Annotated in this window: 9 protein-coding genes and 1 other annotated feature; of the genes, 7 read left to right on the top strand and 2 right to left on the bottom strand. The window is 64.6% G+C overall.

Annotated elements, in window-relative coordinates; all coding sequences use genetic code 11:
* Nucleotides 1–265: 265 nt before the first annotated feature.
* Nucleotides 266–1,144: a restriction endonuclease gene (locus ACQ260_RS10025; RefSeq protein WP_432559278.1), complete on the bottom strand. Its 879-nt coding sequence runs from the start codon at nucleotides 1,142–1,144 to the stop codon at nucleotides 266–268.
* A 557-nt stretch (nucleotides 1,145–1,701) separates the two neighbouring features.
* Here ACQ260_RS10025 and ACQ260_RS10020 point away from each other — a divergent pair.
* Together ACQ260_RS10020 and ACQ260_RS10015 are read left to right on the top strand one after the other, a co-directional pair.
* The gene (locus ACQ260_RS10020; RefSeq protein ID WP_432559297.1) at nucleotides 1,702–2,247 is read left to right on the top strand and encodes a translation initiation factor IF-2 N-terminal domain-containing protein; all 546 of its coding nucleotides are present in this window, start codon (nucleotides 1,702–1,704) and stop codon (nucleotides 2,245–2,247) included.
* 35 nt (nucleotides 2,248–2,282) lie between these two features.
* A protein-coding gene (locus ACQ260_RS10015) for an IS3 family transposase (RefSeq protein WP_432559277.1) occupies nucleotides 2,283–3,565 on the top strand; the annotation gives its coding sequence in 2 pieces (ribosomal slippage) (nucleotides 2,283–2,556 and nucleotides 2,556–3,565; 1,284 coding nt in all).
* Nucleotides 2,552–2,686 (top strand) — a sequence feature (AL1L pseudoknot). (Overlaps the previous gene by 135 nt.)
* Before the next feature lie 348 nt (nucleotides 3,566–3,913).
* Here ACQ260_RS10015 and cas6 read toward each other — a convergent pair.
* Nucleotides 3,914–4,684 (bottom strand): CRISPR system precrRNA processing endoribonuclease RAMP protein Cas6, encoded by a 771-nt coding sequence (gene cas6, locus ACQ260_RS10010; protein ID WP_432559276.1) that lies wholly within the window; start codon nucleotides 4,682–4,684, stop codon nucleotides 3,914–3,916.
* A gap of 147 nt (nucleotides 4,685–4,831) precedes the next feature.
* Between cas6 and ACQ260_RS10005 the strand changes: the two genes are divergently transcribed.
* From ACQ260_RS10005 to ACQ260_RS09985, 5 genes are read left to right on the top strand one after another with little or no spacing between them, the layout of a single operon-like run.
* Nucleotides 4,832–5,452 carry an SLATT domain-containing protein gene (locus ACQ260_RS10005; protein WP_432559275.1) on the top strand — a complete coding sequence of 207 codons (621 nt, stop codon included), beginning with the start codon at nucleotides 4,832–4,834 and terminating at the stop codon, nucleotides 5,450–5,452.
* Nucleotides 5,449–7,050, top strand: coding sequence for a hypothetical protein (locus ACQ260_RS10000; protein WP_432559274.1), 1,602 nt, complete (start codon nucleotides 5,449–5,451; stop codon nucleotides 7,048–7,050). Before ACQ260_RS10005 ends, ACQ260_RS10000 begins: the two co-directional genes overlap by 4 nt.
* On the top strand, nucleotides 7,043–8,731 hold the full coding sequence (locus ACQ260_RS09995; RefSeq protein ID WP_432559273.1) for a hypothetical protein: 1,689 nt from the start codon (nucleotides 7,043–7,045) through the stop codon (nucleotides 8,729–8,731). The genes ACQ260_RS10000 and ACQ260_RS09995 overlap by 8 nt, the downstream gene beginning before the upstream one ends.
* Entirely contained in the window at nucleotides 8,728–10,209 is a 1,482-nt protein-coding gene (locus tag ACQ260_RS09990) for an RAMP superfamily CRISPR-associated protein (RefSeq protein WP_432559272.1), read from the top strand. The genes ACQ260_RS09995 and ACQ260_RS09990 overlap by 4 nt, the downstream gene beginning before the upstream one ends.
* A complete protein-coding gene (locus ACQ260_RS09985; RefSeq protein ID WP_432559271.1) occupies nucleotides 10,206–10,658 on the top strand; it encodes a hypothetical protein in 453 nt (150 codons plus the stop codon). The genes ACQ260_RS09990 and ACQ260_RS09985 overlap by 4 nt, the downstream gene beginning before the upstream one ends.
* The last annotated feature ends 1 nt before the right edge of the window (nucleotide 10,659 follow it).

Genomic DNA, 10,659 nt, shown 5'->3' with positions numbered 1-10,659 from the left:
AGTACGAGACGATCATGACCACACCAGCCCTTCAGGCTGCGTGACTAATCACTGTCACCTGATCGTGCAGCAGACCCTTCTTCCATTCCATCAAGTGGCTACGGTCGCAGCCTGCGAAGCCAGACATGACACAGCGTGCCTTCTTGAACTGACCTAGTTGTCACCACGGTCGGTGTGGAACACCTAGCGGAACGTCGAGGGTCTCCCCTGCGCTCCAGGTCCGCAGCTGATCACCCCCGAAGATCGGGTTCCGCGACGACTTCGGTCAGATGCCGTCAAAGTAGTCGGCGTCAATCCGGACATCCTCGATCCGACGAACGGTGGTGGTGACCCCGATCTTGTACTCCTTGAGCAGGTCACACAGACGGTTGCCCTCGATCAGGTCGATCGGCTGTGCCCCGTCGCGGGTCGCTTCCTTGCGGGCCTCCGAGGAGAACGACCCGGTGGTGATCAATAAACCCTTGTCGCCTCGTCCAGCCATGGCGCCACGGAAGTCGCGCACCGCGGGGGCGCCGACCGACCCTTGGTAGCGCTTGCACTGGAAATACACCGGGAATGACAACAGCGACATCCGATAGGTTCCGACGCCGTCGATCCCTCCGTCATGGCTGCGGCCGGTGACGCTGGTGCTGGTGAACCCAGCTTCCCTGAGAAGTCGGACGGCGAGGTGTTCGAACGAGACCGGATCCATCCTCATCAAGGTGTCGAGCAGTTGGTCGCGCCACGTCGCAAGCTCATCGTCCTGTTCCTCGACAGACTGCTCGTCGTCCGCCTCGGCGAAATCCTTGGCTGCCCGATCGGTCGCAGGTTTCTCCCTTCGGCTCTCTTCGCGCCAGCGACGCAGAGCGTCCGCCCGCAGCGGCAAGATCTCGTGCTCCTGAACGCTTTTCCCCTGGTCCGTCAGTGCCCAGACACCGCGGCTGGAGTTCGTCATCAGGCCCATCTTTTTCAGATAGGTCCTCGCCCACGCCAGTCGATACGCGATCTCCGAGCCCGGCCCGTCGCCGTGCAGCACCGCCTGCTGTTCTTCCGAGAAGCCCATGACCGTGATGACTTGTTGGAGCATCTCCTCAATTGAAGCCGAAGATCCCAGCTCGCGCACCGCGACCACGGATGGCCACAAGAAATCCTGATACGGCGGCACAGTGTTCCTCATGGTCTCAACCCTATCGAGGCACACATGCACGTATGCCGACCGAGATGAGGTTAGTCTCGCGGGCATCTTCCGATGAAGAGACAAACCGCAGTAGCGGCATTTTCGATTTAGTATCCGGGGGGGCCTGGCCAGTTGTCAAAACACTGCTCGGAAGGCAAACCGGGTTGGCTCTACGCTGGTGCACGGTGAGTATTGCTCCAATGCATAACCAGGCTGTACAGCGGAGCAGGTGGCATCCACCAAGAGCGTCGAGGTCTGGTGTCAACCTGCTCATGCCTGGTCGCCGGACGCGCTGGCCGACGTCGTCGGATACGTTGGGGTTGTCCTGATGGACACTACGAACGCGCCACCGGCATCCGGTCCGACCCACCCTGAATCACCCAGCCCTCGTTCAACTGGTCCACAGCCCAGTGCGGGAAAGGCGTGCCCGTGGTTTGTGGTAACGAGGACGGCCCATCGCTCGTAACCTACCCATCACGCTGTAAACTTTCGCCCGATCGTTTGATCACTGTCCCGCGGAAGGTGGGCCCTTGTCCAAGGCCAAGGTGTACGAGGTCGCTACAAAACTCGAAATTGGATCTCAGGAACTGCTAAGACGGTTAAATGCGTTAGGCATATTCGTTCGATCCGCATCCTCGACGCTTGAACCGGCAGATGTGCTCAGAGTGCGCGAAAGTCTGAAGAAGCGCAGCACTTTGAGGCAAGCATCTGCACCGATTCCCGCCGAGGCACCTGACCCAATAGAGGAGGCTATCCGGCAAAACCTGGGCGTCGACCACCTCCCCACGAGGGTCTCGAGAGCAAATCGGGCACGATCGTTCCCACCATCTCAAGGCCGATTTGGAGACAGTCGCGCGCCCAGAGCACGACGCCAGCCTCCCGATCCGTGGGTGATGAGGCTGTTTGACAGTCAGGATCGCCAGGCTTGGGAAGCGGTCGGCATTCATGACCCCAGAGAGGCGGAGGAATTTTTGATCGCTGGGATCACCCCTGACGATCGGAGGCTATGGGGTTCTTGGTCCGTGCGCGTGATCAAGTTGGCCCGAGCCGCGGGTCTCACGCAAGCGGATCTTGAACCGCCCCAGGTTTGATGCCGCTGCTGTTTGAGTCCGGAAGGATGGACAGCATGCCGAAGAAGATTGATCCTGCTCTGCGTGAGCGGGCGGTGCGCCTGGTGACCGAGCACCAGCAGGAGTACCCATCACTGACCGCCGCGGCGACAGCGGTAGCCCAGCAGCTGGGGGTCGGTAAAGAGACCGTGCGTCGCTGGGTGATCCAGGCCCAGGTCGATGCCGGCCAGCGCGACGGGGTCACCTCGGAGGAGTCGGCGGAGATCAAGCGGCTCAAGGCCGAGAACCGCCGGCTGCGTGAGGACGTGGCCGTGCTGAAAGCGGCCGCCACTTTCTTCGCGGGGGAGCTCGACCCCCGCAATCGTTGATCATGGCCTTCATCGATGCTCAGCGCGCCGAGGGGCACGCGGTCGAGTCGGTCTGTCGGGTCCTGCGCGAGCAGGGCTTACAGATCGCCGCGCGCACCTACCGGTCGTGGAAGCAGCCCGGTCGGGTGGTGGCGGCCCGGACGGTCAGCGATGCCCACGTCGTCGACGCGGTCCGCGATGTCGTGTGGACCACCAACGCCCGCGGGATGCGGGTGATGACCCCCGAAGGGCTCTACGGTCGACGCAAGATGATCGCCTACGTGCGCCGCACGGCGATCCCCGATGCCTCGGCCGGTGCGGTCGATCGGGCCATGCGGACCCTGGGACTGCAGGGGGTGCGCCGGGCCAAAGGGATCCGCACCACGATCCCCGCCGCCAGCGGCAACCGGGCCGGTGACTTGCTGGATCGCAACTTCACCGCCGACGCCCCGGACCGGGTGTGGGTGACCGACTTTACGTATGTGCGGACGTGGGCGGGGTTCGTCTATGTCGCGTTCATCGTCGACGTGTTCGCTCAGCGGATTGTGGCGTGGCATGCCGCCACGTCGAAGGCCACCGATCTGGTCATGATCCCGTTGCGGATGGCGCTGTGGCAGCGGGCTCATGAGGGTCATCCGACCGTGCCTGGGCAGCTGATTTGCCACTCGGATGCCGGATCTCAGTACACCTCGATTCATTTCACCGAGCATCTGGAGATTGAAGGCATCGCCCCGTCGATCGGGTCGGTCGGCGATGCGTATGACAACGCGTTGATGGAGACGATCAACGGTCTTTACAAGACCGAGTGCATCCGCACCACGATCTTCCATTCCGGCCCGTTCAAGACCCTTGCCGATGTCGAATACGCGACAGCCGGTTGGGTCGAGTGGTACAACAATCGCAGGCTCCACTCCACCCTTGGCATGGTTAGCCCCGCCGAGTACGAGCAAGCCCACTACACGGCCCTCACCCGAGAGCCACAACCCGCATAGCAGCGGCAGGAAACCTGGGGCGGTTCATCTCCAGGATCGAATCGGAGACAGCCCAACGATCGGCATGATGCTAGACACCGGCAGCACGATCGCCGAAATTCAAGCCCTGTTCCAGCGGCACACTGCCCGAAATAAAGATTCTGCCTAGCCAACCACCCTTGGTGGAGGATGACCGAGCGCGCACGAGTGAGCGCAACAGACTCCTCGCGTTAGACATTCGTGAACCCCGTCGTATCAGCCCTTGTCAACGCAACGGCATCGGATACCGGATCCGATGCGGGCAGGCAGTATGTGTCGGGGGCAAGGTTGCAGTGGCGCGGGGGAGGCGGTTTACCTTTCCCTGACAAGTTACATTTCGTTGATCTGTACCAGTCGGGTCACTCCGAGCCCACGCCTTGCGAAACTGCCGATGTTCACGTAATCGATGAGTTGCATGAGCGGGGCGATGCTTGATGCGTCGCGAGGTGAGGCTTCGAGGGTCAGGTGACCTGTGAAGCCGGGGACCTTGCTGGGGAATCGCTGGTTGTGTGGCACGGTCCGGGCAGGGGCCAGCTGCACATGGTGGGTGCGAATGTGGCAGCTTGTCACGACGAGGTCCGGGGTTTGATGATCGCCGAGGCGGGACTTGAGTCCGCTATAGGCCGTCCAGTAGGTGTTGAGTTGGCGAAGAATGGGCTCGGGTGACGGAAGGGCCGACACCCTGGAACTCCCGCGTCGGCGGAAGCATGTTGGGGTGAGGAATGCCAGGGTCCAAGTGCTGGTGAAGTCTGATTGGTCGATGTCGGTCCAGCTGGCGTGTTTGATCGGGGACGGGGCCACGGTCCGGGCGTGCTGCCGACCGAGTCGGAGGGTGGCTTGGGGCGGGCCCTTGTGGAGGCACCGGGTGAGGTGGTCGGTGAGGGTGCTGACCTCGAGTCCTAGTTGGCCGTCGCCGTTGCGGCTTAATGGTGCGTTGAACCAAGGCTTGAGCCTTTGTGCGTGTTCCTCGTCGAAGGGAACGCCTTTGTGGTCAGCAGTCAATGGATCCAGCCAGCTAGCGAGTGCTGCGTGCGTGTGGTCCAAGCGAATTGCTGCTGGGTCGGTTACGTCGTCCAGGGGAATCCACCAGCGGGTCGGCACGACTGCAGCGTAGGCTGGGCTACCCCTCTTGGCCGGCCTGCGACACGCAGTCAACGCGAGATACCGGTAGGCCGTTGTTTCAGGCGGTCAGGACGGCGGGGGCGTGTCGTGCCAGTAGGGCGGCTGCGCGGCTATAACGTCAGATTCATGACGGTAACCGTGGGCGACCGCCTCCGCAGTTGGTTCCAATCTCGTGACGGGGACACGAAGGTACTCGCGGTCGAATCAGTCGAGCATCATATGAGTGACGACCGCTCGCAGCAGGTCCGCGCTCAAGCTGCGATTCTGGAAGAGAGCGCGCGATACTGTCATCAGGGTCAGTTCGAGATGGCGAAACAGTGGCGGGCTGTTCACTTGGTGACCGGCCTACTTGCCGCGGCCTCGTCGGCCACGGCGGCGGTGACGACTTTTTTGTCGGGAGATTTGCAACTGGTGGCGGGACTGTGTGCTGGTGCCGCTGCCATCTTGACGGCTGTTCACACTACGCTGAAGGCCGATGGCGCGGCGCAGGCCTGTACGTCGGCTGGAAACCGGTATCTGGCGGCTGAGGGCAAGATCCGGCGTTTTCGTACCACCGACCTTGACTTCATGTCCGCCGTTGAGGCCCGCGAGGTGTTGGAGACGTTCGCTGACGAACTGGCTGTCATCAATGCCACCGCCACCCCGATCTCTGCGATCGCCTACAAGCTGGCAAAGCGGAATATCGCTCGCGGTGGTCAAGACCCCGACGAGGTCACGAAAGACATCGGTGACGGGGCACGGGTGTGATTTCGAACCTCGACCGGGTACTCGTGCATCTGGAAATCATGGGCATCGTGCCGTATCTGTTCGCGACCAATGTTCAGCGGGAACAAATCGGCGCGTCGTGGTTGGTGAGTCGGCTGCCAGACTGGTTCGACACCGCTGTTTTGGACGCGGGGGCTGGTGCTCGCGTCAGCCCAGTCAGTTCCCGGTCCGGGATGGTCAGCGCGGTGGTCGACTCACCGGAGCTTGCCCGAGGTCTGCTCGAGCGGGTGTCCCGCACGGCCCTGGCCGAAGCGCCGGGTCTGGACGTTTGCGGCGCGTGGGTGCCGTTGGGCGACAGGGACTTAACGCAAGACGATCTCCGAAAGGGTTACCGCGCGCTCGAACGGGCGCACAGTGGGCGGGTCTCGATGGACCAGTGCTCACCGGTGATTCCCTTCTTGGATGTATGCCGGGTGAGTAATCAGCCGGTGGTCACGCCCCTGGGTCACGCCGCGGAGTGGCGACGCGACCGGGAGGCGGGGCTGTCGCTGCCCTCGCGCGCCAAACGGCTGGTGGCACCACGATTCCGGGACCATCTGCTGGCTGTGCTCGCCGCGGGTGGGGTGGGCGAGGAGGACCGGGTCCGCTTGGTTCCGCACCTGCGAGAGCTCGAAGTGGCTCTGACGGACGAGCCTGGAGAGTTGGGAGATCTTTCGTGGCTGGGGATTGTCTATGCGGATGTGAACCATTTGGGATCGGCTTTGGCTGGCTTGCCGGAGACCGGTCAGGCCTTGTGCGACCGGCAACAGGTCCTTACTGCTGCGATCGCGGTGGTGATCGAAGCGGCCTATGTAGAGGCGGCGCGGGAAGTGTTGAGGGTCGCGCACACGGCCTCGGACGGTCCTCCTCCGCGGGTGCTGCCGCTTTTTCCGATCATGCTCGGCGGTGACGATTTAACCGTGGTCGTGCACGGCAATTACGCGTTCGCGTTCGTCGGAGCCTATCTGGCTGCTCTGGAGCAACTCTCAGCCAATCATCCAGATCTGGTGAACTTGACGACTACGGGTGGCTTTCGCGCCGCGGCCGGGGTGGCCCTGGTGAAGCCGACCTTCCCGTACCATTTCGGCGTCGAGTTGGCCCAGGAGCTGTGCGATGAGGCCAAGCGTGGAGGACGGGCGGACAGCCGGGTCGAGTTCGAGGTCGTGCATGACAGTCTCGACATCCGCCTGGATCAGCTCCGGCGCCGCCATCAGGTCCCGCGCCAAGGCCCGTTGCGCGCTGCTGGGACCGGCCTCGGGACCCTGCCAGGGCTGTTGACGGCAGCCGCCAGCGTGGTGAGTGGGAAAACTGCGGTGCCCCGGGGCCAACTCATCCAGCTGATGGCAGAGGTACAGCGCCACCACAGGAGCCGCGATGAGGACGATACCGACGATCTGGGACCGGCCGCAGCGGCACGGTGGCAACGACTGCGGACCACATGGCCGACGCAGACCGCGTTGTTGGGCGGGCCCGAGGGTGAACCACTCTGGTCCGATCGGACAATCCGCCGCAGCACTCTGTTCGATGTCAAAGCGATCCTTGACGTGACCCCTCCGGCGGTACTGCGCGCGATGACCGGGGGCGGTGCGGATCATGCCTGAACTTAAGGTGTACGTACGCCTGTTGTCGGACTGGACGCATGGCGCCGGTCACCGGGGGGAGGGTGCCGATGTCGCCACCCAGCGGGACCAAGCTGGGCGGGTGTTGCTGCGCGGAACTCACCTGACCGGGTTGCTCCGCGAAGCTGTCGGTGAGGTGCTCGACGCGCTGACTGTGAATGCGCCCGCCGCGGCCCCGATCTGGCAGGCCTGGCGCCAGGTCTTGTGCGGCACCGCGACCCAGCAGGGGCTGCTGGTGATGCGCACCGCCACCGCAGCCACCGCGGACGCGGTGACCTCGGTCCTTCGCCCGGGGATTCGGATTGACCCGATCACCGGGACGGCAGCCGATGACCACCTTCGCCACATCGAACGGGCCGGAGCCACCGAGTTGATTTCCCGAGTAGTGCTGCGTGACCGCGACTCTCTCGACCGGGATTGGGTGTGGCAGCCGGTAGCGCTGGAAGCCGCCTGGCTGATCACAGAGACCGCCCTCGGTTTGGTCGAGTATGTCGGTGGGAACCGTCGCCGGGGGGCCGGCCAGACCCACTTGGAGTTGCAGCGCGACCGCCCGGGCCGCCCTTTGGGCCGGCGTCTGGCGGATCTGGCCAAGAAGCCGGTCCCGCCCCCCGTCCCGCGCCCACGGCAGACCCCGCGACTTATCGCCAGCGCCGAACCGCTCTCCTATATCGTCGCGCACGTCGCAGTAGTCCCCCATCAGCCGTTGACGCTGAACGCAGGGGTCCGCTCGAACGTGCTGCTCAGTCACCCCTACCTGACCGGCACGGCCGTGTTGAAGTGGCTCCACTGGCGGATGCGCGACCTGGCCGCCACGGACGAGATCGTCCGGGATGCGGTGGTTTCAGGCGCCCTGCTCGCCGGCAACGGCTACCCAACGGTCGACGGCGAGCAGTGCTGGCCAGCCCCGCTCACTCCTGCCGCCACCGACCCGTACCATCATTGGGTTCGCCACACCCAGCCGTTCACGGTGCACGAGCCGGTCACCACTGCGCTGATCCCGCACAACCGGATCGACCCCGCGACAGGGCGCACATTGACAGAAGCAGGCTTCTACGCCGTCATGGCCCTCACTCCCCACACCACGTTCCTCGCCGAAATTCGCATTGCCGAACAGGTGGCCGAGCGGCTGCCCCCACAGTGGTGGCTGACGCTCAGTGGCGACGCGGACTTGGGTGGCAAACCGGGGGCAGCCTACGGCCGCTGCACCATGACTGTGACCCTGCCCGATCCCGCACCGCCGCCGCCCCTGACCCCCGATGAGGGCCTGCTGCACGTCTGGCTGCTCAGTGACCTCTACCTGCGCGGGCTCGGTTTCGCTCATGCGACCGTAGACGACCTGGTCAGCGCACTTGCCGTGCAGGGCGTTGGCGTCAGCACTCCCGCGGACCCCGACATGTGGCCCATGGGCACGATCCGCTACCGAAGGATCGACAGCTGGACTGCGAACGCCCCACGCCCCACCCTCACTACCCTCGCCGCCGGCAGCGTGGTGTCCATCCCATGGAACGGGGCAGGAACCGAAGAACTGGCCCAAATAGCGGCCACCGGCCTGGGCGAGCGCCGCGCCGAAGGGTACGGCCGCCTGAGCCTGCAGCATCCTTTGACCCGCGACGCCACCCGCGCTTTCCGCCCCCCCGCCGCCCCCGTGGGAGCAGTCCGGTGATCCGCTACCGTCTGCAGGCCACAATCACCCTGGCCACCGCGTTACACATCGGCGGCCTCGACGACCGGGCAGTGGTCGGCGCTCAGGACACTGACCCAGACTGCCAGGTGGTGTCTCAGACCCGCAGCGCTGGCGGCGGGCTGCCCCTGATTCCGGGCAGCAGCATCGCCGGAGCGATCGCGGCCTTCCTGAAGGCCCGGGACGCCGAATCACTCGGCGTAGCGACGAACTGCTGGGACACCGAGGTGTGGGGATCGGTGGATCGCGCTTCGGCGATCCAGGTGGACGACGTCGTCCTTCCTGCCCAGGCGATAACCACCATCCAGGGCAACGGCATCAACCGCACCACCGGAACCGCTGCGCCCGGATCTTTGTTTCGTCACGAGGTCGTGGAAGCAGGCACTCGGTGCACCCTGACGTTCACCGCCACCGCATCGGCAGCATGGGCCAGTCGCGTCCACGACCAGATCGGCCAGATTGCCCGCGCCCTGCGCGACCCGCGATTCACTCTTGGCGCGCGCTCTAACATCGGCTGGGGCCGAATCGACAGTACCCTCACCACGTTGCAGGTGAGCCGCTGGGACACTGCCAACCTGGCAGCCTTGGGCCACTATGTGGAGCACCGATTCGACTGGCCCGCCGGCCAGCGAAGGCCCAAGGATCCCAGCACCGATGCCTGGTGGACCGACGTTGGGAAGCCCCCGCCCCGGCCATGGGTCACCGGCCCGCCACGGATCCGATTCACCGTTGCCTGGCGCCCGATCACCGGTCTGCTGGTAGCTGATGAAGCCGATGGGAATCTAGTCGCCTCCCGCAAAGCCGGCACTCAGCACGTGCTGCCCGGCACCGCTATTCGAGGAGCGTTACGCAGCCGCGCCTCTCGCATCGCCCGGACCATCTTGGCCGCCCGCGGCCGAGCGCTGCCGGACTGGACCGGCTCGACGCTGGTCGACCAAGTGGCCACCGATCCGCCGCTGGTCCGCCTCATCTTCGGCTCCACACAGCATCGAGGACGGCTCACCGTCTCCGATGCCCGGGCCCAGGGCGGGAAAACCCGTGAACAGCACCACAACAGCATCGATCGCTGGTCTGGCGCGACCACTGAGGGTCATCTATGGCGGACCGCCCCGGCCGTCGACCGTCAATGGGAGCCGCTCGTCCTCGACCTTGACGCCTCCGGCCTAGATGACACGCGCCAGCGCGCCGTGCTCGCCCTGCTCGGACTCACCCTCAGCGAACTCGCGAACGGCACCCTTCGACTGGGCGGGCACGGAAACCGCGGCCTGGGACAAGTACGGGTGATCGACGTCGCTCTGGACTCCCCTGTCGGAACCTTCCGGGTCGTCTCCCCCGGCCAGGACGCCCATGAACAGATGAGTCGCCAGATCCTCGCCCAACTCGCTCGGCTCTGCCACCCAGCCGAAAGCGCCCCAGGGCGCTCCTGGGCCGACGTGCTCGATCAGGAACACACCACATGATGTCCCTGCTCGACACCTGGTATGTGGCCACAACACTCGACACTGGCACTCTCGAGGGGGTCATCTCCCACGCACAAACCCGGCGGACACCGATGGCCGGGTACGCCCTGACCACCACTGGGCCGCGCCGCATCAGCCTCGACCACCAACAACCCGGCCTTGCCAGCCGTGGAAAGCCACTCGATCTGGGCACGGTATTCGAACTCCGCTTGTGGGACCTCCGAGACAGCAGCGCCATCGATGCGTGTGAGATCCGCTGGGCCCACGCCACCGGCAGCGCGCAAGTCGAGATCGTCTCGACCAGCACCGAAGGTGCTCGACCATGCGTCGCAGTCCGTCGAACCTACCTCAGCGCTGACACTCCCGTCTACGCCTTGGAAATCTTCGTATTTGACCGATACGGCAACGCCATGCCACACGACCAGCTCTTTCTCACAGGTCTGGAGTGAC

Origin of the sequence: Ammonicoccus luteus (genome assembly GCF_050880385.1) — a bacterium.
In the GTDB taxonomy this organism is placed as follows: Bacteria; Actinomycetota; Actinomycetes; order Propionibacteriales; family Propionibacteriaceae; genus Enemella.
The sequence above is the reverse complement of the archived record's forward strand: the minus strand, read 5'-3'. Positions and strand labels throughout refer to the sequence as shown.

Bases quoted from the DNA above. Each gene is read 5' to 3' on its own strand.
- ACQ260_RS10005 (WP_432559275.1), top strand. From the start codon at position 4,832: ATGACGGTAACCGTGGGCGACCGCCTCCGCAGTTGGTTCCAATCTCGT.
- ACQ260_RS09995 (WP_432559273.1), top strand. From the start codon at position 7,043: ATGCCTGAACTTAAGGTGTACGTACGCCTGTTGTCGGACTGGACGCAT.
- ACQ260_RS09985 (WP_432559271.1), top strand. From the start codon at position 10,206: ATGATGTCCCTGCTCGACACCTGGTATGTGGCCACAACACTCGACACT.